Below are 26,989 nucleotides of genomic sequence, written 5' to 3' on the forward strand. Positions count from 1 at the left end.
ATAATCTTTATGAAGTACACCAAAAAAATATCAGTTTTACTGCTTTTCATCGGAAGCTTGACATTTGCACAGAATTATAAAGCAACAGACCCAATCGCAGTCAATCAGAAAATAAAAAAGGGCGTTTTACCAAACGGAATGACGTATTATATTTACCCGACTGAGGTAAATAAAAATGCAGCAAGTTATTACATTATTCAAAATGTAGGTTCTATTTTAGAAAACGATCAGCAGAAAGGTTTGGCGCATTTTCTGGAACATATGGCGTTTAACGGAACCAAAAATTTTGAAGGAAAAGGCATTCTGAATACACTTCAAAAGCAAGGTGCTGTTTTCGGGAAAAATATTAATGCCTACACCAGTACAGACGAAACGGTTTACAACTTAGACAACATTCCGTCAAAAGACGGAGGTGTTGTTGATACCTGTTTATTGGTTTTGCACGATTGGTCTAACTTTTTGTCTCTGACCAATGAAGAAATCGATGCCGAACGCGGTGTAATTACTGAAGAATGGCGTACTAGACAAAATGCAAGAGCAAGAATTTACAATCAGTTAGCACCATATTATTACAACAATTCGCTGTATGCAGACCGTATGCCGATTGGAGACATGGATATTGTAAAGAACTTTAAATACCAAGTTTTAAGAGATTTTTATAAAGATTGGTATCGTCCCGATTTACAGGCAATAGCTATTGTTGGAGATATTAATTCAGATGAAATTGAAGCCAAAATAAAAAAGCTTTTTGCTGATATTCCGACGCCGGTAAATCCTAAAAAGCGTTTTGAAATTGCCATTCCAGTACGAGCAGAACCGACTTTTAAACTGGCTTTAGATAAAGAAATTTCAGCTTCAAATATCAGCTTCATGATTCGTCATAATGCTGAAAAACCAACAGGAACTTATGCCGATTTAGAAAAATCAACACAAAGAAGTATTGCTTTTTCTATTTTGAATAACCGTTTGGGAGAAATGGCTCAAAAACAAGAATGTCCATTTAAAGGCGCACAAATAGGATATCAAAAATATTCTCGTTTAAATGATGTTTTTGTTTTAAGTATAAGCCCAAAACCAGGAAAACAAGCAGAAGCTTTTACGGCTGTGATGAACGAATGGGTTCGTGCTTATAAATTTGGTTTTTCAAAAGGAGAAATAGAGAGGGCAGTTACCGAAACCATTTCTGGTTATGAAAATTATTTAGAAAAACTAAATGAGATTTCGCATAAACAAGTAATCGGAATGGTAAAAGATGATTATTTAAATCACGAAGTTATTGCTGATCCTGCAGTAGAATTTGAAATGACAAAAAGCATTTTGAAAAATCTGGACAGTAAAATTCTTCAAGAAGAAGTTTTAAAATTATACACTAAACAAAATCGAGTTGTAACCGTAACAGGTGTAGAAGGTGAAGAAAATCTGAATCAGGAAAAAGCTTTTGATATTATTCAGAAAGCAGAAAATGATGCTTTGTTACAACCGTATGTAGATGTTTTTGTTACTAAATCTCTTATGGATGGAGCAGATTTAAAACCTGGCAAAATTGTTTCTGAAAAAGAAACAAAAGAAATTGGAGCAACTACCTACATATTAAGTAATGGTATAAAAGTGCATTATAAATTTGCTGATAAGAATAAAAAATCGGTCACGCTGAATGCAAAAAGTTTTGGAGGATCTTCGCTATATTCCTCTAAAGATATGCCTTCAATAGCTGGTGCTGCAAATCTGGCAATGATGTCAGGTGTTGCATCATTTTCGAGTACCGATTTAGAAAAAGTACTAAAAGGAAAGATTGTAAACGTTTTGGCTGATATTGATAATTTGTCAGAAAGAGTTACGGGCAATGCAAATACGAAGGATACAGAAACGATGATGCAATTGGTTTACTTACGTTTTGTCAAACCAAGATTTGATCAGAACCAGTACAATTTGTTTAAACAAAACATGCAAAATTCTTTAAAAAACAGACAAAATGATATTTCATCTAAAATGAGCGACAGTTTAAGTTTTGCTATTTATGGTAAAAACAATCCAGAAGTTCGGATAGTAAACCAACAATTTATAGACGATTTATCTTTTGATAAAATGAAATCTTTCTATCTAGATCGTTTTTCAGATGTAAGCAATTTTACATTTTATATTGTGGGTGATATTAAACCTGAAGTTTTAAAACCTTTATTAGAAAAATATATTGCAAGTATACCTGGAATAAAAAGGAAAGAAAAGTTTAAGGATAATACAGTTGAATGGGTTTCTAATAAAATAGACAAAGATGTTTTTATAAAGATGGAAACGCCAAAGAGTTCCGTTAAAATTAAGTTTCAGGACAACTTTACTTACTCTCAAAAAAATAGAATTTTGGCTTCATTTTTAGGAGACATTTTAACTTTAAGATATACCGAAAGCTTGAGAGAAAAAGAAGGAGGAACATATGGAGCGCAGGTTGGTGGAAGTTTAGTGAAGCTTCCTAAACCTACTGTTAATCTTAATATAGCATTTGATTGTGACGCAGATAAAGTTGAACATTTATTGCCAATTGTATATCAGGAAATTGATAAAATTCGAAAAGGAGATATTTTGAACGAAGATATTGAAAAAACAAGTAAGAACTATATCAAAGCAAAAGCAGATCAGCAAAATTTTAATTTTAACAGCATGGATCTAATTTCCAATTATTTTGAAAATAATATTAATATGGATGATCCAAAAAATTACATTGATATTGTAAATGCAGTTACAGTAAAAGATATTCAGGATTTTGCAAATACTTTCTTTAAAAATGCAAAATCTTACGAAGTTGTTTTCAAACCATTAAAATAATTTCATCCGTTTTTTTAATAATAGAGTTTAATTGTTTTCCCTATCAATTATTATTTTGAATTAGTAAGCAAATTAGTTGTTATAGAGGATTGTCAAGAGGGTTGTTTTTTTGCTATTCAACCCTCTTTTTTAAAAAAAATAACCCATGAACAAGAACATATTTTTAGGGAGTCTTTTGTTGTTGTTTTCAATAATAACACAGGCTCAAATTTATAATCCGTTAAAATGGAAAACCAGTATCGAGAAAATTTCCGATACGGAATACGAGTTGCAGGCAAAAGCAATAATCGAATCAGGCTGGCATTTATACAGTCAGGAAGTTTCAGACGGAGGTCCGATTCCTACTCGTTTTACCTTTACAAAAGCACCCGAATTTCAGTTAATTGGTGCAGTAAAAGAAGAAAAAGGAAAAACCATCAATGATCCGATTTTTAAAATGCTGATTAAGTTTTTTGAAAAAGAAACCACTTTTAGACAGCGTGTTAAAATACTTTCATCAAAACCTTTCACAATAAAGGCAGAAGTTGAATTTATGGTTTGCAATGATGAAAACTGTCTTCCGCCAAGTTCAGACGAACTGGAGTTTACCGTTAGTCCGTCTGCGAAAGCAGTAACATTAATAGAAAGTGATGCGAAGAAAGAAATTAAAACAGCAGAGATTGATTCTTCTGCCACTGTTGTAAAAGAAAAGACAGAAGAAATAATTCAGACAGAAGCTGAAAAAACGCCCAAAAAAGAGCTGAAAAAACAACAGCATGAAACGGAATCAAGAAGTTTATGGTCGATTTTTTTACTGTCTTTTTTCTCTGGATTTGCGGCCTTGTTAACACCTTGTGTTTTTCCAATGATTCCTATGACGGTAAGCTTTTTTACCAAACAAAGTAAAACTAAGTCTCAGGGTATTAGAAAAGCTGTTTTTTACGGAATTTCAATTATCGCTATTTATATTTTTTTAGGCGCAATTGTAACCTGGTTTTTTGGTGCAGATTCTTTAAATGCACTTTCAACGAACGTGTGGTTTAACCTTATATTTTTTGTGCTTTTAATGTTTTTTGCTTTTTCGTTTTTAGGAGCATTCGAAATTATGCTTCCAAATGCGTGGATAAACAAAGTAGATTCGCAAGCAGATAAAGGCGGAGTTGTTGGAATTTTATTCATGGCTTTGGCATTGGCGATTGTCTCCTTTTCTTGTACGGGACCAATTGTTGGAACTTTACTTGTTGAAGCTGCTTCACGCGGAGGGATTGCACCTTTTGTTGGAATGTTTGGTTTTTCTTTGGCTTTGGCATTGCCCTTTACTTTATTTGCCGCATTTCCGGGTTGGTTAAATTCACTTCCAAAATCTGGCGGCTGGCTGAATTCAGTTAAAGTATTTTTGGGATTTCTGGAAATGGCTTTAGCGTTTAAATTTTTGTCGAATGCCGATTTAGTTTTGCAATTGCATTTACTGGAAAGAGAAACTTTTTTAGCGATTTGGATAGCAATTTTCGGGACATTAACTTTTTATTTATTCGGAAAAATTCAGCTGCCTCATGATAGTCCAGTTTCGAATATTAGTGTTGGAAGACTAGGATTAGGAGTTTTGGTTTTGGCCTTTACTATTTATCTGATTCCTGGAATTTGGGGTGCACCTTTAAAAATGATCAGTGGTTTTCCACCGCCAATGCATTATAGCGAAATTCCGAATGGATTAAGTAATTCTGAATCGCGTCAAATAACAGAAAACCTGCCAGAAGGAGCAGAGCTGGGGCCTCATGATATTATGGCATTTAGAGATTATGATTTAGGAATGGAGTATGCCAGAAAAATGGGTAAGCCCGTTATGATTGATTTTACAGGACATGCTTGTGTTAATTGTCGTAAGATGGAAGATAACGTTTGGTCTGACGATAAGGTTCAGAAAATTCTAAAAGGCGATCTGGTTTTGATTTCTTTATATGTTGATGATAAAAGAGAATTAGCTTCACATGAACAAAAGGTTTCTGAATTAACAGGTAAAAAAATAAAATATATTGGTCAGAAATGGAGCGAATTTCAAACCATAAAATATAAAACAAATGCACAGCCTTTTTATGTATTGGTGAATAATGAAGGAGAAAAGCTAAACGAAACTTCAGCTTATAATCCTGATATTGATGACTATTTAGAATGGCTGAATACTGGAATTTCTAATTTTAAGAAAAGTTGATTTTGTTATTTTTTTTATCGAATAGAGATTTTAATATGCGTAAGGAGTTTTAGGACAGTACTACGTTTTTATATACTAATTAAACCCGTTGAGTGTAATTGTAAAAAATAATAATCTAACACATAGTCCCGATAACTATCGGGACTATGTGTTGAAAGTAATTGCGTCTAACGAGTTTAATTTATTGTTATTACTAGATTATAGTACGTTTTACAAAGTAAGAATTTGGGGATAGTAATAGCGAGTTTCGGGATGCACATTATCTTCAGGCTAGTCTTAACTTTGGGTAAATCAAAAATAGATTAGTTATGAGTTCTACCACTTCAAAATTCGATAAATTACTTAAAGGTTCTCAAGAATATGGAAATGTGAACCACAAACCGGACTCTAGTAAAGAGGTTCAGATTAACACACCTGAAAAAACAATGCCTTTTTCAGATCAAATTGGAAATTACCAGCGAAACAAAGGAATTCCTTCAAAATCGTACAAAGACAGTAAAATTTACATTGTGGGCAGCGGTATTGCAGGAATGGCAGCGGCTTATTATTTTATTCGTGATGGTCATGTTCCGGGTGAGAATATTATTTTTCTAGATCAGCTTCACGTAGACGGCGGATCTCTTGATGGTGCCGGAAATACTACAGACGGTTACATTATTCGCGGCGGACGTGAAATGGACATGACTTACGAAAATCTTTGGGATATTTTTCAAGATATTCCTGCTTTGGAACTTCCTGAACCGTATAGCGTATTAGACGAATATCGTTTAGTAAATGATAATGATCCTAATTATTCTAAAGCGAGATTGATACATAATAAAGGACAAATTAAAGATTTCAGCAAGTTTGGATTAGAGAAAAAAGACCAGTTGGCAATTATAAAATTACTCCTCAAAAAGAAAGAAGATCTAGACGATTTAACTATTGAGGATTATTTCAGTAAATCTTTCTTAGAAAGTAATTTTTGGTTCTTTTGGCGTACCATGTTTGCATTCGAAAACTGGCACAGTTTATTAGAATGTAAATTGTATATGCACCGTTTCCTTCACGCGATCGACGGAATGAAAGATCTTTCGTGTCTTGTTTTTCCAAAATACAATCAATATGATACCTTTATTACGCCGCTTCGAAGATTTCTTCAGAGTAAAGGTGTGCAGATCGATTTAAACACACTCGTTAAAGATTTAGATATTCACAGCAATACCGAAGGTAAAGTGATTGAAGCTATTATTACCGAAAAAAATGGAAAAGAAGAAAGAATTCCTGTAGGTAAAGACAATTATGTAATTGCTACAACAGGTTCAATGACCGAAGATACTTTTTATGGAGATAATAAAAATGCCCCAATTATAGGTTTAGACAACAGTACCAGCGGACAAAGTGCCGGGTGGAAATTATGGAAAAATCTAGCAGCTAAATCACCTGTTTTTGGGAAACCTGAAAAATTCTGCGGTAACATTGCAAAATCTTCTTGGGAATCGGCTACACTTACCTGTAAACCTTCTGCCTTTGTAGAAAAAGTAAAAGAACTTTGTGTCAACGATCCGTACTCAGGAAAAACGGCAACAGGAGGAATTGTAACCATCAGCGATTCCAAATGGTTAATGAGTTTTACCTGTAACAGACAGCCTCATTTTCCAGACCAGCCAGATGATATTTTAGTAATTTGGGTGTATGCTCTTTTTATGGACAAAGAAGGTGATTACGTCAAAAAAACAATGCCGCAATGTACCGGAGATGAAATTTTGGCTGAATTAGCGTATCATTTAGGAATCATCGATCAATTAGACAATATTGTAGAAAATACCATTGTTAGAAGTTCTTATATGCCATACATTACTTCTATGTTTATGCCGAGAGCAAAAGGAGATCGTCCGCAAGTAGTGCCAGAAGGCTGTACCAATTTAGGATTAGTTGGGCAATTTGTGGAAACCAATAATGATATTGTTTTTACAATGGAAAGTTCTGTGCGAACAGCCAGAATCGCCGTTTATGACTTATTAAATCTGAACAAACAAGTACCAGACATCAATCCGCTGCAATACGATATTCGTCATTTGCTTAAAGCTGCACAATCATTAAATGATTACGAACCAATAGTTGGTGAAGGACTTTTAAGAAAATTTCTAAAAGGAACTTACTACGAACATCTACTTGTTGAAAATGCTGATGACGGGCAAGAACACGAATCCTTCTTTAATGAACAGCTGAATAAATTAAAACACTGGATAGGAGGAATCAGAGATTAAAACATAATTGTATATACTATCATAATTCAAATAAATGGCGTTAAGGCTTTTGCTTTAGCGCCATTTTTGTATGATTTAAGTTTAATTAATTATTAAAAGGGCACATTTTATAAGGAATTATACCTATAAATGCTTATTTTTATGCATAAATTAGTTTTCCAAAAACAATATTTAAGCAGCATTTATATAGGATGGATCAACCTTACGATAAAATAAGAGATACATTGGCCTATTTTGAGGTTGATAACAATTTACCCTATTATGTTTCTTCGGGGAAAAAACAAATGGAATACCCTCAGAAGCCTTTTCGGATGGATTATTATTCGTTGTGTGTCTGTACTGAAGGAGATATCGATATTGCCATTGACGGACATCAGCATTATATCAAGCAATTTACTTTGTTAATCGCAAGGCCTGCAACCATTATTGCTTTTCATAATAACAGCGAAGACTTTAGGATGAAATTGCTGTTTTTTGAAAAGGAGTTTTTGCTTAAATACATATCAGATCCTTTTATTATCGAAAGACTGGCTTTTTTTAAAGACAGATCATTTGAACTCATTCAATTGAAAGAACAAGATGCCAAAAAGCTGATTAAATTGATGAAATATCTTGAAAGTAAAATTGAGGCCGATTTGAAATTTAAAGATGAAATTGTCAGAACCATTATCTTCAATCTGCTTTTAGAAACAGCCGAATTATTGCCAAAAGAAGCACCTGAAACAGTTTCAATTACTAATAATCCTAAAGATACTTATTTTCAGTTTCTTAATTTGGTTATGAATAATATTACACAGCATAAAGGAGTAAGTTATTATGCTCAAAAATTGCATATTTCAAACAAATATCTGATTCAGATTGTAAAAAAAGCGGCAGACAAAACTCCGCACGAAATTATCGATGCACACTTGTTAAAAGAAGCTGTCGTATTATTAGGAAATCCTTCCATCAATATAAGTGATATTGCTTATCGACTTAGATTTAATTCAGTTTCTGCTTTTGGACGCTTTTTTAAAAAACATTCTTCTATTTCTCCCACAGATTACCGCCGACTTCAAAATTTATAGAAATCAATACATTACACTTCCTTTTTACTTTTAAGGCGAAAGATTATTCTTAATTTAAACCGCGTTTTTATTCCATTATATTTATTTTTTTCTACAAAGTATTGCTTTTTAATTTATTTTATTATTTTTACTAAATCGATTTAGGAATTTTTACTCTCTCAAATTATCTTATGAAAAATACATTTTTTAGCTGCTTCTTTATATTGTTTTTAGTCGGATTTGTTACTGCGCAAGACCTTAAGTCTCCAAATGGTAACTTAACAATGAAATTTCATTTAGATCAAAACGGAACACCGGTTTATACTTTAAACTTTAAACAAAAAGCAGTAATTCAAGAAAGTAAAATGGGTTTTGTTATAAAATCTGATATTTTGTTGAATAGCGGTTTTCAAGTTGCCGAAACCAAATTTCAATCTGAAAATAGTACTTGGAAACCCGTTTTAGGAGAGCAAAAAGAAATACAAAATCAATACAATGAATTAAAAGTTGATCTTGTGCAAGAAAAGAGCAAACGAAAAATGTCAATTTACTTTCGTTTATTTAATGATGGTTTAGGTTTTAGATATGAATTTCCGGTGCAAGACAATTTGCGCCACTTTATTATTCAAGAAGAAACGACTGAATTTAATTTGACAGGAGATCATAAATTATTCTGGATTCCGGGGGATTATGATACAAATGAATATAGTTATTCAACTTCAAAAATATCAGAAATGCAGTCTTTGGTTTACGATGCAACCCATGTTCCATTAGCTGCGCAGACAACAATTAAAAATTTAGCTGCTCAAACGCCTTTAATGCTGAAGACAAATGAGGGGATTTATATTAATATTCACGAAGCCGCGCTAAAAAACTTTCCAGCAATGTGTCTTAATGTAAATGATAAAACGTATTCATTAAGTTCACATTTAGTTCCAGACGCAGTTGGTAATAAAGGATATATTCAAACAGGAAGTTTCACGCCATGGAGAACTATTGTTGTAAGCGATGATGCTAGAAATATTTTATCTTCAAAAATGATTTTAAATCTAAATGAACCTTGTGCTTTTGATGATGTTTCTTGGATTAAACCAGTAAAATATATTGGAGTTTGGTGGGAATATTTTACAGGAGGCGGATCTACTTGGGCGTATTCAGACAATCAAGATGTTGTAATTGGTAAAACAGATTTTTCTAAGTTAAAACCAAATAATACACACGGAGCGAATACAAAACATGTAAAAGAATATATAGATTTTGCTTCATTAAATGGTTTTGATGCTGTTTTGGTAGAAGGCTGGAATGAAGGCTGGGAAGATAATACCGCTTTTAAAAAAGAACACATTTATAGTTTTACTAAAGCATATCCAGATTTTAATGTGAAAGAACTAAGCGATTATGCAACAAAGAAAAACGTAAAAATCATTATGCATCACGAAACAACATCATCAGTTTCTGAATATGAAAGACAGTTGAAAGATGCTTTAACTTTTATGGTTGATAATAATTACAATGCTGTAAAAACAGGATATGTTGGGCCAATTATTCCAAGAGGAGAACATCACGACGGGCAGCAAATGGTAAATCATTATACTTATGTAGCAAAAGAAGCTGCTAAGCATAAAATTATGGTAGATTCACATGAAGCCGTTCGTCCAACAGGTTTACACCGTACTTATCCAAACTGGTTTGCGCAAGAATCAGCTCGTGGAACTGAGTTTGAATCGATGGAAGGAATTCATCCAGATCATACTACAATTTTGCCTTTTACAAGGTTAATGGGCGGGCCAATGGATTATACTCCAGGAATTTTTCAAGGTGATTTATCAGTTTATGGAGAAAAGAAAAATAAATTGAGCACAACACTTGTTAAGCAATTGGCATTGTATGTTACCATGTACAGTCCGTTGCAAATGGCTGCCGATTTACCAGAAAATTATATAAAATTCAATGATGCTTTTCAGTTTATAAAAGATGTCGCTTTAGATTGGGATGAAACTTATATTCTAGAAGCTGAACCTGGTGATTATATTACTATTGCTAGAAAAACAAAAGGCAAGCAAGAGTGGTTTGTGGGTGCAATTACAGATGAAAATTCGCGTACAGCTTTAATTGATTTTAGTTTCCTTCCAGCAGGAAAAAACTTTACAGCAACAATTTATGAAGATGGAAAAACGGCAGATTACAAAACTAATCCGCAATCGTACAACATTCGAAAAGTAACAGTAAACAGTAAAACTAAACTAAAACAAAAACTAGCTTCAAGCGGAGGCGCTGCGATTTCTATAAAGTAGAAAAGTTGGAAAAATGGCACGCGGATGACACGGATTCGCTATCGCGAAAACGCAGATAAACACGGATTTTTTTTAGCCATTCTAATCTGTGGCAAAAAAAAAATCACGCAGATTTGGCAGATTGAGCAGATTTTTTAAAATCATTTTAATCCTTTTAATCTGTGGCAAAAAAAGGTTTCACACAGATTAGCAGATTTAATATAAGTGTAGATTAATTAGTGGTTAGCGACTAAAAACAATATTAAAAAATATAAAAAATGAATACAAAAATGTACCCTTTACAGTTTGAACCAATTTTGAAAGAAAGAATTTGGGGAGGAGAAAAATTAAAAACCGTTCTTAATAAACCTATTGTTTCTGCAATTACAGGAGAAAGCTGGGAGTTGTCTACAGTAGAAGGTGATGTAAGTGTGGTGGCAAATGGAGAATTAAAAGGAAAATCATTGACAGAACTTATTGATAAGTCTCCAAATGATATTTTAGGAAAAAACGTTTATGCTCGATTTGGCAATCAATTTCCGTTACTTTTTAAATATTTAGATGCACGCGAAGATTTATCAATACAAGTACATCCGAATGATAAATTAGCAAAAGAACGTCATAACTCTTTTGGTAAAACCGAAATGTGGTATGTTATGCAGGCTGATGCTGATGCAAGAATTATTGTTGGTTTTAAAGAAGATTCGAGTAAAGAAGAATATTTAGAAAATCTAAATAATAAAACTTTGGTTTCGATTCTTGACGATGTAAAAGCAAAAGCGGGCGATGTATTTTTTCTAGAAACAGGAACTGTGCATGCAATTGGAGCGGGATTGGTTGTTGCAGAGATTCAACAGACATCTGATATTACATACCGTTTGTATGATTTTGACCGAAAAGATGCTCAAGGAAATACAAGAGAATTACATGTTGACTTGGCACTTGATGCAATCAATTACAATAAAGTAGATACACATAAAAAGTACGAAACAGTATCTAATCAATCGAATGTAATTGTAGATTGTCCCTATTTTACAACAAACATTATTCCGCTAGACGGTAAGATTGAAGGAAATAAAAACGGCGAAACTTTTACAGTTTATATGTGTATTGAAGGAGCTTTTGAGATTAGATATGAAAATGTAAGCTATCAATATAAAAAAGGCGATACGGTTTTAATTCCCGCAGGAATGCGTAATTATGTGTTAGAAGGAGAAGCTTCAATTTTAGAAGTTTATATTTCGTAAAACTATAAGTGTTAATTTGATTTAAAATAATTGCAAACCAAAAAAAAGAGTTAAATTGCCCATTCATAATTCAGTAAAGATTCTTAATAAAAAAGGAATTCTATTACTATTATGCCGTTTTTATCTGATTAAAAATAACGATTAATGCTAAAAACACATACAATTACTGTTAAATATGATTATTATTGGCTTTAAAATAATGATTTGTTTAAAATAATATCTACAAAATCGTTTTAGTAATTATTTTTAGTTATATTTGTAATATCGTTAATAACAGCTTAATGTAAAATTAACTCTCTAAATGAAAAAAATAACTATTAAGGATATTGCAACAGAAGCTGAGGTTTCTATATCTACGGTGTCTTTTGTTATTAATGATAAAGGAGAGAAGATGGGAATAAGCCCGGCGGTGATTAAAAAAGTACAGCAAGTTGCTGAAAAACTTAATTATCGGCCAAGTATGATAGCGACAAGTCTAAGAACGGGTAAAACGAGATCTATCGGGTTAATTGTTGAGGATATTTCGAATCAGTTTTTTGCTGATCTTGCGCGGGTAATAGAAGAGGAAGCAAGAAATATTGATTATCGTGTTTTTTATTGCAGTACAGGCGGTAATGATGAACGTTCTGAGGAGTTAATACATAGTTTACTGCAGGCAAATGTGGATGGGTTTATTATTACGCCAACACAAAATATTGAAAGCAGTATTGATTTGCTTTTGAGATTGAAAAAGCCGGTAGTATTAATTGATAGATATTTTGCAGGACAAAATGTGAGCCATGTTGTAATGGATAATTATGAGGCATCAAATTCTGCAGCAAAATTTTTGATCAATAAAGGCCGTAAGAATATAGCGATTGTCAATATCACATCAGAAATGATTCAGATGAAATCACGAGAAGATGGATGTCGAGATGCATTAAAAGAAGCTGGTCTTTATAATGATTCGCTGGTGCTTCATATGGAGTACAACAGCACTGAAGAAACCAGAGTTGCAGCAATTGTAAGTTTTTTAGAAAAAAATCCGCAAATTGATGCCGTTTTGTTTTTAACAAACTATATGGGGCTTGCAGGTTTACAGGCTTTTAAAAAGGTTGGGAAAACAATTCCAGACGATGTTTCGGTTATTAGTTTTGATGATCATGACAGTTTTAAACTTCATACACCAAAAATAACAGTTATTTCGCAGCCTATTAATGATATTGCGGTCAAATCAATACAATTGTTATTGAGTCAGATGACCAATATGGAAAAATTTGAAATAGAAAAAAGTCTCAAAAAAGGAGAATTGATTGTTAGAGAATCAGTTTAATTTTTAAGAGCATAATCATAAAAAAAAAGAAAAAAACGATTCGTTTTTTTTTAGGAATTTTACTAAATCGTTTTAGTAATTTAAGGTCAAAATATTCGAGCATTGCGTTATTTTTTTGAGCTGTTTACTATATCGATTGCTAAGAGTTATAGGAATGTTTACGTTGCTATTAAAGCATTGTATTTGTTGGGCGTAGAGCTTATGAGTACAATATTAAAATTGAGTTCAAATTTTTATTAATTATTTAAAAACAATCACGTTAAAACAAAACAAATTACCAATTACCAAAAAAAAAGCTTATGAAACGAATATTAGCAGTGTTAGGAATGGTATTGTTGTGCAGCTTAGGAGCTGTGGCGCAAAATCGATTAATAACAGGCGTAGTGGCAGATGCACAAAACAGAGGAGTTATTGCTGCATCTATCGAGGTTCAAGGAAAACCGTTTAGTGCAATTACAGATACAGAAGGTAGATTTAAAATGAATGTTCCAGAAGGAGCAGTTACTTTAAATGTATCTTCGATAGGTTTTACATCAAAAACGATAGTACTTCAGCCAGGTGAAAATAAAATATCAGTTGTATTATTAGAAAATGTACAAGAATTAAAAGATGTTGTTGTAACATCATTTGGAGTTAAAAAACAAAAGAAAAGTTTAGGATACGCTGTTGGGGAACTTAAAGGAGAAGAACTAACAAAAAATAAAGAAATTAACTTAGGAAACGCATTACAAGGTAAAATTGCCGGTGTTAACGTTTCTGCACCAGTTTCTGGACCATCAGGTTCTAGCCGTGTTGTAATTCGTGGAGCAACTTCGGCTTCTGGATCAAACCAGCCTTTGTATGTTGTAGATGGTATTCCAATCGATAACACTCAGCAAGGTAATGCTGGTATGTGGGGTGGAGCTGATAAAGGAGATGGTATGTCTTCTTTCAATCCAGATGATATTGCTTCTATGTCAGTACTTAAAGGTAGTGCGGCTTCTGCTCTTTACGGGTACAGAGGATCTAATGGTGTTATCTTGATTACTACTAAAAAAGGAAAAAGCGGAACTGGTCTTGGTGTAGATTTTAGTACAAACTCTACATTCAATACACCAATAAGCCTTTTAGATTGGCAAGATCAATACGGATCAGGAGAGCCTGTTAATGGAGTTCCTTCAAGATTTGGCAGTTTATCAGAGCTTAGAGAAAAATATGTATTGGCTTGGGGAGATAAATATGACGGAAAACAAACTATTGCACTTGATGGAACTACTAGACCATATCAAGCAAATGGGAAAAATAACGTAAAAAACTTCTATAGAACGGGATATTCTTTCAGTAATACTTTAGCAATTTCTGGAGGAAACGAAACAACTAATTTTAGATTGTCTTTCGGAAATACAAAAGACGAGTCTATTTTACCAGGAACAAACTTTGGAAGAAACAACGTGGCTTTAAGTTTGAACTCGTCTCCGAATAAAAAAATCAGCATCGAAACAAATGCACAATATATTACAGAGAAAAGTCAAAACAGACCTTATTTGAACGATTCACCTAGAAACGCTTCGTATACTACAACATTCTTAAATCCTGGAGCAGATATCAGATGGTTAAGTAATGGTTACGATGAAAATGGAGGTGAAGCTGATTATTTTGGATCAAACACTTACCAAACGAATCCATATTTTGCAACGCAAGAAGATTTAAATAGTGATCTTAGAAAACGTTTTATCGGTTCTGCTAAAGTAAATTATAACATTACTGAAAAAATTTACGCAAAAGGTGTTATTGGTATGGATGATATTAACTACGAATACACTGAAATCGAACCTACAGGAATTAACTACAAAACTGGAGGGGCATTAGAGAACAGAGTAGAAGGACGTACAGAATATAATGCTTCTGCTTATTTAGGATACAAAGGTAATATAGTAGAAAACCTTTCATTAGATGCTTTCATTGGAGCTAACCGTCAACACAACAGATTCAGCGGAATTAAAATGAAGGGAAATAATTTTATTGTTCCATTCAAATATTTCTATGGAAATACACAACCTGAAAAAACAGAAAAATTATTCTCGGAAAGCGAAGTTAACTCACTTTTCTATTCTGCCGATTTAGGATACAAAGATTTCTTATATGTTAGTTTAACAGGTCGTCAAGATTGGTTTTCAACTTTAGATCCGTCAAGTAACAGTACTTTTTACCCATCTGTAAGTACCAGTTTAATTTATTCTGAAATTATTCAATTGCCAGAATGGATGTCTTACGGTAAGATTAGAGCAGGTTGGGGTAATGTTGGTGGAGCTTTGCCAGACGCTTATGCTTTAGCATTAACATATTCTGCACCTGATGGACAAACAGATTCTTTAGGTCAGCCAATTTTAGGAGTTAATGGAGATACAGTTCCAAACAGAAGTTTAAAACCTTACAACGTTAGTACAATCGAATTTGGTTTCGAAAATACATTCTTCAATAATAGAGTGAGTACAGATTTAACTTTCTACAGTAAGAAAACAACTAACGATATTACTGATGCCGATATTTCTCAAGCATCTGGTTATAGAACAACAAAAATCAACGTGGGAGAAATCCTGAACAAAGGGGTTGAATTTGCAATTAATGTAAAAGCGATTAAAACACCAACTTTTGGATGGAATGTTGGGTATAATTTTGCTTATAACGATAGTGAAGTACTTAATCTTTCTGATAAAATTACAACAAAAACACTTGAAGGAAACAGAGATTCAAAAGCTTCTGTAGTTTTAGAAAAAGGACAGCCATTTGGAATAATCAAAGCTTATGATTATTTAAGAGATGCAAAAGGAAATATTGTACTTGATACAAACGGCAGATTCATGAGAGGAGATTTAATTAATGCTGGACAAGGTGTTGCACCATTGTCTATGGGATTCTCAAATGATTTCTCTTATAAAAATTTCACACTTTCGATTTTTGTTGATGCTAAATTTGGTGGAGAAATCTACTCAGCAACAAACCAGTTAGGAACTCGTTACGGATTAGCTGAGCAAACACTTGGCGGTCGTGAAGGCGGAATTGCTGTAAGTGGTACAGATGTTAACGGTAATCCTGTAAATACTACAGTTTCTGCATATGATTACTGGAGAAGTTATGCAGAGGTGACATCAAATTTTGTTTACGATGCTGATTTTATCAAGTTGAGAGCAGTTTCTTTCAGCTATAATTTTCCAAAAGCAAATCTTGCAAAAACACCATTCCAATCGGTTAGTTTAGCATTTTCTGCTCATAACTTATGGACAATTTATGATAAAGTGCCAAACATTGATCCAGAGTCTAACTACTCTAATAGTAATGCACAAGGTCTTGAAAGAGCATCTATGCCGTTGACAAGAAACTTTGGTTTAACTCTTAATGTTAAATTCTAATAACGAAAATTGAAAGATGAAAAATAAATTTATAAAAATATTCTGTGTTGCAATTGTTGGTGCAATGACACTTGCTTCATGCGACAAAGGATTCGAAGAATTGAATCAGAATCCAAATGCTTTGACAGATCCATCTGTAAAATCTATGTTTACACTTGCTGAGATTTATGTTGACGGACAAGACTTTTCTAATACGAGAGGAAATAATATTTATGCTGCGCAAATTGTACAGCAATTTTCATCCTTAAGTGGTTCAGGGTCAAAATATACCTATTCATCTGAATATTCAGGAGCACTTTTTGGAGAAACGTATGGTAAAGGATTAAATCAAATTTTCCAGTTATTATCTGTTATAAAAGATACACCAGAGAATGCTAATGCTATTCAGGCTTTAAGAATCATGAAAGTTTTCTTGTTTCAAAAGTTAACAGATACTTATGGAGATGTTCCTTATTTTGAAGCTGGAAAAGGATACAACGGAGGAGTTTATGCTCCAAAATATGATACTCAAGAAGCAATCTACAATGATCTTTTGAAAGAATTAGATGAAGCAGGTGACGCTTTAGATGCTAATAAAGCATTTGTAGGCAACGCTGATTTGTTCTATCAAAGTGATGTGGCTAAATGGAAAAAATTAGCTAACTCAATGATGTTAAGAGTTGCAATGCGTTTATCTAAAGTGAACCCTGCAAAAGCAAAACAATATGTAGAGAAAGCTGTTGCTAAAGGTGTTTTTACATCAAATGATGATAGTTTAGTTTTAAGACATGACTCAGGACCACAAGGAGTTAAGACAAATCCAATTACTTCTTCATGGGTTGTAAATGACTTGAATAAAGGCGATGCAAATACAAAATTCAGTAAAACATTTATTGATAATTTGAAAAGCAATAATGATCCACGTTTAAGAATTTTAGCAAAACTTGAAGCAACTGGAGACAATTCTCCTGCAAGCCAGCAAGGTCTTGCAAATGATGCAAGAGAATTTCCAGGCGGAGACAAAAAAGTTTTCTCTGATCCTAATACATCTACAGTATTACGTTTAGACGCTCCTACATTAATTATGTCTTACGCTGAAGTAGAGTTTATTTTGGCTGAAGCAGCTGTAAAAGGATGGAATGTAAACGGATCAGCACAAAAGCATTATGAAGATGGAGTAAGAGCTGCAATGCAGATTCTGACTATTTTTGGAGACAAAGTACCAGCAGTCACTCTTACAGAATACAACGATTACATGACAGCTCACCCTTTTAAATCATCAGGAACTGAAGCTCAAAAAATCGAACAAATTATTACTCAAAAATGGATTGTATTGTTGTTTAATGGTTTTGAAGCATTCTCAGAATACAGAAGAACAGGATATCCAGTTTTAGTTCCAGTTAATGATCCAACAGGAGAAACAAAGGGAACAATTCCTAGAAGATTAATTTATGACCAGTCAGAATTAATCACTAATAATGCAAATTATAAAGAAGCAATACAACGCCAAGGGTTGGATTTAATGACAACTAGAATTTGGTGGGATAAGTAGTTTTAAAATTTTGGTTAGTTAAGTTGAATAAGCTCGGGAGGAGTATGAGTACCTCCCGGCTTATTTTTAATTTTCTATTTCAATTTTCATTAAATTAGAGGGTTTGTATCACAAATTAGTTCTATAGTTTTAATACCCTTTTTTTCGCAAAAGACAAAAGAGCTTCTGCTGAAAAAGATGGAATTACTTTCAAAAAGAATATACAATTGAATGATCTTAATTTTTTAATTATTGAAGTGTAATAAAAAATCTTAAATAAACAATTTAAAAGATAAAACTTGGCAGCTGTAAAAGGGAAAATGATTTTCAGAATATTTTGTTAGTTACTGTTATTCCGTATTAAAAGCCCAAAAGAGAGGGAGAATTGTGGAAACGTAGTTTTCCTTCTCAAACTGCCAACAATTAAGTTGCAAAAGCATAATAATTAAGTATTGAGTTATAATGGAGTTTAAAAAGAACTTTTATTGGGTTTTGAGTATTTGTCTGGCAAATTTTTCATTTGTGGCAAAGGCGCAAAACATGGAATTAAAAAAAGGATGGCAGTACAGAGAAACCAAAACAACAAAATGGTATCCTGCTTCTGTTCCCGGTGAAGTTCATACCGATTTACTCAACAATAAATTAATACCAGATCCATTCTACAGAGACAATGAAAAAAAGCTGGAATGGATTGAAAAGAAAGATTGGGAATATAAAACCACTTTTGAAGTAAGCACTGCAACTTTAAATAAAAAAAATACCGAATTAGTTTTTGACGGATTAGATACTTACGCATCCGTTTATTTAAACAATCAGTTAGTTTTAAAAGCAGACAATATGTTTCGTCAATGGCGTGTTGACGTAAAAAAGAATTTAAAGCCGGGAAAAAATGATTTAGTAGTCGTTTTTAAATCAGCACAAAATGTTGTTGATTCATTGGCCAAAAAAGATTTTCCGTTTGTAATTCCAGATAATCCTCGTGCCTATGTACGTAAAGCACAATACCATTTTGGATGGGATTGGGGGCCAAAATTCACAACTTGTGGAATTTGGAAAACACCAAGATTAGAAGCATATGATGTAAAAACTCCTGAGAAACCATATGTATTAGATCGCAAAATCGAATTGATACAACAGCCTGATGATAAAGGAACATCATTTTACTTTAAAATTGATGACAAGCCCGTTTATATGAAAGGGGCAAATTATATTCCATCAGATGCATTCCTGTCGCGAGTAACCAAAAAAGAATACGAAAAAGTAATTGCACTTGCCAAAGATGCCAACATGAATATGCTGCGTGTTTGGGGAGGCGGGGTTTATGAAGATGATTATTTTTATGATTTATGCGATAAAAACGGAATCTATGTCTGGCAGGATTTTATGTTCGCTGGAACAATGGTACCGGGAGATGATGCTTTTTTTGATAATGTAAAAAAGGAAGTTCAATATCAAGTAAAACGTCTTCGTTACCACAAAAGCATAGTTTTATGGTGCGGGAATAATGAAATCGATGAAGCTTTTAAAAGTTGGGGATGGCAAAAAAGCATGAAAATGTCGAAACAAGATTCGACCAGATTATGGAAAGACTACGTTCGTTTGTTTCAAGATAGTATTCCAAAATGGGTAAAAGAAGTTGATCCCAAACGACCATACTTAAGTTCTTCGCCTTTATTTCACTGGTCAAAAGCAAAAAGTATAACAGAAGGTGACAGCCATTATTGGGGAACTTGGTGGGGACTTGAAGATATTGAAGCGGTGCAGAATAAAACGGGACGTTTTGTAAGCGAGTACGGAATGCAGGCTATGCCAAATTATTCTTCTATAGAAAAATTTACATTACCAGAAGACCGATATTTATATTCAGATATTTTGCAGGCACATCAAAAAGCGGGCAAAGGATTTATGAAATTAGATTCGTATTTAAATCGCTACTTTATTAGTTCAGACAAAATAAAGAAAATGAATGTTGAGGATTATACTTACCTCTCGCAATGCTTACAATACTATTCATTAAAAAATATTATAGGCATTCATCGTTCAAAAGCGCCTTATAATATGGGAACATTAGTTTGGCAGCTTAATGATTGCTGGCCTGTTGCAAGCTGGAGCGTAACGGATTATTATGACAGACAGCCAAAAGCAGCTTGGTACGCTATGAAAGAAGCGTATAGAGATGATAAAACACCAGAAATTGATCTTACTCGCCCAATTGATTTAAAATTGGAAGACCCAAAAATAACTTGGGAAGTAAGAGGAAATAAAGTGATTTTAAAAGCTTCAAAAGCCGCAAAATATGTATACATTTCTATAAAAGGTTATACAGGAAAATGGAGTGATAATTATATAGACTTAAAAGCTGGTGAGGAAAGAATTATTTCTTTTGAAGGCAAAGTGACAAAGCCAGTCCTGAAAGTTTATTCTCTGTATGATGTTTTGAAGAGGTACTAAGGTACTAAGTAGCAAAGGTTCAAAGGTTTTTGTGTAGAGACGCATTGCAGTGCATCTGTTTACCTTGCGAACTTAGCGAGAGTCATTGCGCTCTTTGCGGTTATTTTTTGTGTTCTAGATTATTCTTTTGAGAGTAAAATAACAAAACGAACCGTGAAAGTCTAGTCTCTATATAATGTTTTGAATAAGTATAAATAAAAAGCTTCTAAGAAGCTAAGGTTCTGAAGTGCTAAGTTTAATTAGCAAATCTTAGAATCTTAGAACCTTAGAACCTCAGAATCTAAATAAAAAAAATATGTTTACAAAGTACAACAAAATTGCTTTTAGCGGTATTTTAGCTCTAAACCTGTTTTTTGCCAATCCTGCTATTTCACAGGAAAAAAAGGTAAAACAAACAAATTCAGATTATACCCAATATGTAAATCCGTTTATTGGCTCTGCTGGTCACGGTCATGTATTTGTGGGGGCCAATGTTCCTTTTGGAGCTGTGCAGTTAGGACCAGTAAATGTTTTTGAAGGCTGGGATTGGTGCAGTGGATACAACTATGCAAGTAATACCATTTTAGGTTTCACACATACCCATTTAAGCGGAACTGGAATTGGAGATTTAAACGATATTCTTTTGTTACCAGTATCAGGAAAAGTGCCTTTAACAAAAGGAACAAAAGAAGACATGACAACAGGTTATGGATCTTATTTCTCTCATGATAATGAAGTAAGCAAAGCAGGATATTACAGTGTACTGCTTGATAAATATAAAATTAAAGCAGAGTTAACAGCAAGCGAAAGAGTAGGTTTTCATAAATATACTTTTAATACTGCTCAAGACAATCACGTTTTATTAGATCTTGCAGATGGTGTGGGATGGGATAAACCCGTAAAAACGTTTATCAAAAAAGTAAACGAAACTACACTTGTAGGATATAGATATTCAGCAGGATGGGCAGCAGATCAACGTATCTTTTTTGCAATTGAATTTTCTGAGCCAATTTCAAATATGGCATTGTACGATGATAAAACTTCTGTAAGCGGAAACGAGGGCGAAGGTCTTAAAATGAAAGCAGTTTTAGATTTTACAACTTTAAAAAATAAAGAAGTTTTAGTAAAAGTTGGAATCTCACCTGTAAGCTATGAAAATGCAGTTATCAATATAAAAGCCGAAATTCCAAATTGGGACTTTAATGCTGTAGCAAAACAAGCGACTTCAAAATGGAATGCAGCGTTAAATAAAATTCAGATCAAAGCTGATGATAAAACAATGAAAGTTTTTTACACCGCTTTGTATCACACGATGTTTGCTCCTTCAATATTCAATGATGTAAACGGAGATTATAGAGGAACAGACAAAAAAGTGTACGAAAAAGCAAACTTTACAAACTACACTACTTTTTCACTTTGGGATACTTACCGTGGTTTACATCCATTGTATACCATTACACAACAAGAAAAAATTAATGACATCGTAAAATCATTTTTAGCGATTTATCAGCAGCAAGGCAGATTACCAGTTTGGCATTTAATGGGTAACGAAACCAATACAATGAACGGAAATCACTCGATTGCTGTAATTGTTGATGCTTACATGAAAGGATATAGAGGTTATGATGTTGCATTAGCCTATGAAGCCATCAAAAAAACAGCGATGCAAACGCGTGAAGGAATGGATTATGTGCAAAAACTAGAATACATTCCTGCAGATAAATTGTTAGAATCTGTTGGAAACGCTTTAGAATATGCGATCGACGATTATTGTATAGCGTTAATGGCGAAAGATCTTGGTAAGACAGAAGATTATAACTATTTCTCAAAAAGAGCCGATTTGTACAAACTTTATTTCGATAAAGAAACTACATTCATGAGAGGTAAATTAACAGATGGAAATTGGAGAACACCATTTAATCCGCTTTCATCAGCACATAGAAAAGATGATTATGTAGAAGGAAATGCATGGCAATACACTTGGTTAGTTCCTCAAGATCCTTATGGTTTAATCGAATTGTTTGGAAGTGAAGATAAATTTATTAAAAAATTAGATTCCTTATTTTTAATAACTGATAAAGTAGAAGGTGAAGAAATATCTCCAGATATTAGTGGTTTAATTGGTCAATATGCGCAAGGAAATGAGCCAAACCATCATATTCCATATCTTTATGCATATGTTGGACAACCTTGGAAAACAGCCAAATTAATCCGTGAAATCGATGAGAAATTCTATTCTACAAAACCTGATGGATTGTGCGGAAATGAAGATCTAGGACAAATGTCTGCTTGGTATGTTTTATCGTCAATGGGATTCTATTCTGTCAATCCTGCAAATGGAATATACGTTATGGGAAGTCCGTTAGTAAATTCAGCAGTAATTCATCACAAAGAAGGAATTTCGTTTGCAATAAAAGCGATTGATAACAGCAAAACCAATATCTATATTCAGAAAGCCGAGTTTAACGGAAAGCCATATACAAAATCATATATCACACATGATATGATTGTAAAAGGTGGAGAATTAAAATTGTATATGGGAAGTAAACCATCGACAACTTTTGGTGTTAAAAAAGCAGACAGACCGCTTTAATTTTAGATTTCAGTTCCGAGAGTTATCGGGATTAGATTTATGACAGCTTTGTCAAAGTTTAGACAAACAAGATTTAGATTAAAGAAACTAGGAAGTTCAGCCACAGTTTTTAGCTTAAAGTCTATTGCTTAAAGCGTAAAGCAAAAAAATAAAAAATATGAAAATAAAAAGTTTAATTTTTTTAGGAGTATTACAATGCTGCATTTTTGTAAATGCACAGGTTAAAGCATTAGATCCAGTAGAATATGTAAATCCGTTAATGGGTACACAATCTTTGCATAGTCTTTCAAACGGAAATACCTATCCAGCAATCTGCAGACCTTGGGGAATGAATTTCTGGACTCCGCAAACGGGTAAAATGGGAGACGGATGGGCTTATATTTATACAGCAGATAAGATTAGAGGATTTAAACAAACACATCAGCCTTCGCCTTGGATGAACGATTACGGACAGTTTTCGATCATGCCTGTTACTGGAAAATTAACTTTTGCAGAAGACGAAAGAGGAAGCTGGTTCAGTCATAAAGCCGAGGTTTCTAAACCGTATTACTACAGCGTTTACCTTGCAGATTATGATGTTACAACAGAAATAACTGCAACAGAAAGAGCAGCACATTTTCAAATTACATTTCCAGAAAATGAACAATCTTCAATTGTAATTGATGCTTTTGATAAAGGTTCTTACATTAAAATTATTCCATCAGAAAATAAAATTATTGGTTATACTACTCGCAACAGCGGCGGAGTTCCTGAGAACTTTAAAAACTATTTTGTACTGCAGTTCGACAAACCTTTTGCAACCAATTATACTTGGCATGATAAAGTTTTAGAAAAAGACAAATTAGAATTAAAAGATGATCACGTTGGTGCAATTGTAGGTTTCAAAACTAAAAAAGGAGAAATAGTAAATGTAAAAGTTTCTTCTTCTTTTATCAGTCAAGAACAAGCTGAGTTGAATTTGAAAAATGAATTAGGAACTGCTTCTTTTAAAGAAACAGTAGCAGAATCTAAAAAAGAGTGGAATAAAGTTCTAGGAAAATTAACTGCAGAAGGCGGAAGCGACGAGCAATTAAAAACATTCTATTCTTGTTTATACCGTACAGCATGCTTCCCACAAAAACAATACGAAATAAACGGAAAAGGAGAAATTGTACATTACAGCCCATACAATGGTAAAGTTTTGCCAGGTTATATGTATGCAGGAACAGGCTTTTGGGATACGTTCCGTGCCTTGTATCCATTGTTGAATTTAGTTTATCCTTCTATAAACAAAGAAATGCAAGAAGCATTAATCAACGATTATAAAGAAGGCGGTTTCTTGCCAGAATGGTCAAGTCCGGGCTTTAGAAATGTAATGGTTGGTAATAATTCTGCTTCTGTAGTTTCTGATGCTTACATCAAAGGATTACGAGGATATGACATCAACAAGTTGTACGAAGCTTTATTACACGGTGCTAACAACGAAGGACCAATGGATGCCGTTGGAAGACGCGGCGTACAGTATTACAACACTTTAGGTTATGTGCCTTATGATGTGAAAATTAATGAAAATGCGGCAAGAACATTAGAATATGCTTATGATGACTTTACGATTTGGAAATTAGCAAAAGCATTAAATCGTCCTAAAAAAGAAATTAGTTTATTCGAAAAAAGAATGATGAATTATAAAAATCTTTATAATCCATCAATCGGATTAATGAGCGGAAGAAATAAAGACGGAAGTTTTCCTAAAGATTTCAATCCGTTTAAATGGGGAGATGCTTTTACCGAAGGAAATGCATGGCATTACAGCTGGAGCGTTTTTCATGACGTACAGGGTTTGATTGATTTAATGGGAGGACAAAAGAAATTTACGGCAAAATTAGACGCAGTATTTTCAACACCGCCAATTTTTGACGACAGTTATTACGGATCTGTTATTCATGAAATCCGCGAAATGCAGATTATGAATATGGGACAATATGCTCATGGAAATCAGCCCATTCAGCACATGATTTATTTGTATAATTATGCAGGTGAACCTTGGAAAACACAATATTGGTCACGTGAAGTAATGAACCGTATGTACAAACCAACTCCAGATGGATATTGCGGCGATGAGGACAACGGACAAACATCGGCTTGGTATGTTTTCTCTGCAATGGGATTTTACCCAGTTTGCCCGGGAACGGAAGAATATGTTCTAGGAGCACCATTATTTAAAAAACTGACATTGCAATTAGAAAACGGAAAAGAACTGGTGATTAACGCACCAAAAAATTCTGAAACTAATAAATATGCTCAGGACTTAAAATGGAACAACGCTGCTTACTCAAAAAACTATATCAATCATTTTGATGTATTAAAGGGCGGCGAATTAAATTTTGACATGATCGATACACCAAATTTACAAAGAGGAACTTCAGCAAACGCTTTTCCATATTCTTATTCAACTTCAAAATAATATTATGCAATCACGTAGAAAATTCATAAAAAACGCTGGGATATTTTCAGCAGGATTATTAGCCATTCAAACAGATGCTTTCGGAATGCAATCGGATACTTTCAATTTTGCATTAAAAGATTTTATTACAAAAAGACCTCCTGTAGCCGAACGAAAATTTACAAGTAAAGCTATTGAAGCCGCTATTGTAAGAATCAAAAAACAAATAGCTAACCCAGAATTGGCTTGGTTGTTTGAAAACTGTTTTCCAAATACATTAGATACCACTGTCGATTTTGAAATCATCGACGGTAAACCAGATACTTATGTAATTACAGGTGATATTGATGCCATGTGGTTACGAGATAGTACAGCTCAAATTTGGCCATATATTCCGTTTGTAAAAGAAGATAAAAAATTGGCTGAGTTGGTAAAAGGAGTAATCAATCGTCAGACAAAATGCATCTTATTAGATCCTTATGCAAACGCTTTTTATAAAGATTTCAATCAGGTAAGCGAATGGAAAAATGACATGACCAAAATGCAGCCTGGAATCCATGAACGTAAATGGGAAATTGACAGTTTATGCTACCCAATTAGACTGGCACATGGTTATTGGAAAGAAACTGGAGACATAAGTTTGTTCGATAGTAAATGGAAAGAAGCGATGTTGTTGGTTTTACAAACGTTTAAAGAACAACAGCGCTGGACAGATAAAGGACCATACAATTTTCAAAGAGTTACAGCTTGGGCTACAGATGGAGTGCCTTTAGGAGGTTACGGTTATCCAGTAAAACCATGCGGATTAATTGTTTCGACTTTTAGACCAAGTGACGACAGTACTTTATTTGGATATTTAATTCCAAGTAATATGTTTGCAATCGAAGTATTAGGATACCTTCAGGAAATTTTCTCTTTGCCGGCCTTATTAGATAAAGATTTAGTTGCCAAAGCAAAAGAAATGCAAGCCCAAGTTCAGAAAGGATTAGAAGAAAACGCAATTATCGAGCATCCAAAATTCGGAAAAATCATTGCTTTTGAAGTAAACGGATACGGAAGTTTTCACATGATGGATGACGCTAATGTACCGTCATTATTATCATTACCATATTTAGGAGCAATTGAACCAGACAGCCCGCTTTATTTAAACACAAGAAAAGTAGTGCTTTCAGAGAATAACCCGTTTTTCTATAAAGGAAAAGCTGGTGAAGGTATTGGCGGACCGCACACAGGAACCGATACAATCTGGCCGATGAGTATTGTTTTAAGAGCCATTACAAGTGTTGATGAAAAAGAAATAAAAGCATGTATCAGCAACTTAATCAAGACAAATGCAGATACTGGTTTTATGCACGAATCTTTTCATAAAGACGACGTAGCAAAATTTACTAGAAAATGGTTTGCTTGGGCAAATACACTTTTTGGAGAAATGATAGTACACACCAGTATTCATTACCCGCAAATTTTAAAAGACAAAAACATTTAAAACAATAATTTGCCGTCAAGAGAT

The 26,989-nt window shown here is 33.6% G+C and carries 13 protein-coding genes; all 13 read left to right on the forward strand.

Annotated elements, in window-relative coordinates; all coding sequences use genetic code 11:
* The first annotated feature begins 9 nt into the window (after positions 1–9).
* The 13 genes from B0A75_RS04315 to B0A75_RS04375 all read left to right on the forward strand — a co-directional run bounded on the left by B0A75_RS04315 (position 10) and on the right by B0A75_RS04375 (position 26,965).
* The gene (locus B0A75_RS04315; RefSeq protein ID WP_089053052.1) at positions 10–2,820 is read left to right on the forward strand and encodes a M16 family metallopeptidase; all 2,811 of its coding nucleotides are present in this window, start codon (positions 10–12) and stop codon (positions 2,818–2,820) included.
* 145 nt (positions 2,821–2,965) lie between these two features.
* A complete protein-coding gene (locus tag B0A75_RS04320; RefSeq protein WP_089053053.1) occupies positions 2,966–5,008 on the forward strand; it encodes a protein-disulfide reductase DsbD family protein in 2,043 nt (680 codons plus the stop codon).
* 308 nt (positions 5,009–5,316) lie between these two features.
* Complete coding sequence (locus B0A75_RS04325; protein WP_089053054.1) at positions 5,317–7,257, forward strand: oleate hydratase; 1,941 nt, start codon at positions 5,317–5,319, stop codon at positions 7,255–7,257.
* Between the two features lie 191 nt (positions 7,258–7,448).
* Positions 7,449–8,324 carry a helix-turn-helix domain-containing protein gene (locus tag B0A75_RS04330; protein ID WP_089053055.1) on the forward strand — a complete coding sequence of 292 codons (876 nt, stop codon included), beginning with the start codon at positions 7,449–7,451 and terminating at the stop codon, positions 8,322–8,324.
* 170 nt (positions 8,325–8,494) lie between these two features.
* Entirely contained in the window at positions 8,495–10,597 is a 2,103-nt protein-coding gene (locus B0A75_RS04335; RefSeq protein ID WP_089053056.1) for a glycoside hydrolase family 97 protein, read from the forward strand.
* A 257-nt stretch (positions 10,598–10,854) separates the two neighbouring features.
* A complete protein-coding gene (locus B0A75_RS04340; RefSeq protein WP_089053057.1) occupies positions 10,855–11,823 on the forward strand; it encodes a type I phosphomannose isomerase catalytic subunit in 969 nt (322 codons plus the stop codon).
* 301 nt (positions 11,824–12,124) lie between these two features.
* On the forward strand, positions 12,125–13,135 hold the full coding sequence (locus B0A75_RS04345; protein ID WP_089053058.1) for a LacI family DNA-binding transcriptional regulator: 1,011 nt from the start codon (positions 12,125–12,127) through the stop codon (positions 13,133–13,135).
* A gap of 299 nt (positions 13,136–13,434) precedes the next feature.
* Positions 13,435–16,524: a SusC/RagA family TonB-linked outer membrane protein gene (locus B0A75_RS04350; RefSeq protein ID WP_244284344.1), complete on the forward strand. Its 3,090-nt coding sequence runs from the start codon at positions 13,435–13,437 to the stop codon at positions 16,522–16,524.
* Between the two features lie 16 nt (positions 16,525–16,540).
* On the forward strand, positions 16,541–18,055 hold the full coding sequence (locus B0A75_RS04355) for a SusD/RagB family nutrient-binding outer membrane lipoprotein (protein WP_089053060.1): 1,515 nt from the start codon (positions 16,541–16,543) through the stop codon (positions 18,053–18,055).
* 519 nt (positions 18,056–18,574) lie between these two features.
* The gene (locus B0A75_RS04360) at positions 18,575–20,485 is read left to right on the forward strand and encodes a beta-mannosidase (RefSeq protein ID WP_244284345.1); all 1,911 of its coding nucleotides are present in this window, start codon (positions 18,575–18,577) and stop codon (positions 20,483–20,485) included.
* Positions 20,486–20,780: 295 nt separating this feature from the next.
* A complete protein-coding gene (locus B0A75_RS04365) occupies positions 20,781–23,057 on the forward strand; it encodes a GH92 family glycosyl hydrolase (protein WP_089053062.1) in 2,277 nt (758 codons plus the stop codon).
* Positions 23,058–23,214: 157 nt separating this feature from the next.
* Positions 23,215–25,500: a GH92 family glycosyl hydrolase gene (locus B0A75_RS04370; protein WP_089053063.1), complete on the forward strand. Its 2,286-nt coding sequence runs from the start codon at positions 23,215–23,217 to the stop codon at positions 25,498–25,500.
* A 4-nt stretch (positions 25,501–25,504) separates the two neighbouring features.
* Positions 25,505–26,965, forward strand: coding sequence for a glycoside hydrolase family 125 protein (locus B0A75_RS04375; protein ID WP_089053064.1), 1,461 nt, complete (start codon positions 25,505–25,507; stop codon positions 26,963–26,965).
* Positions 26,966–26,989 lie beyond the last annotated feature (24 nt).

The sequence above is a fragment of the Flavobacterium oncorhynchi genome, from assembly GCF_002217355.1.
GTDB classification, from domain to species: domain Bacteria; phylum Bacteroidota; class Bacteroidia; order Flavobacteriales; family Flavobacteriaceae; genus Flavobacterium; species Flavobacterium oncorhynchi.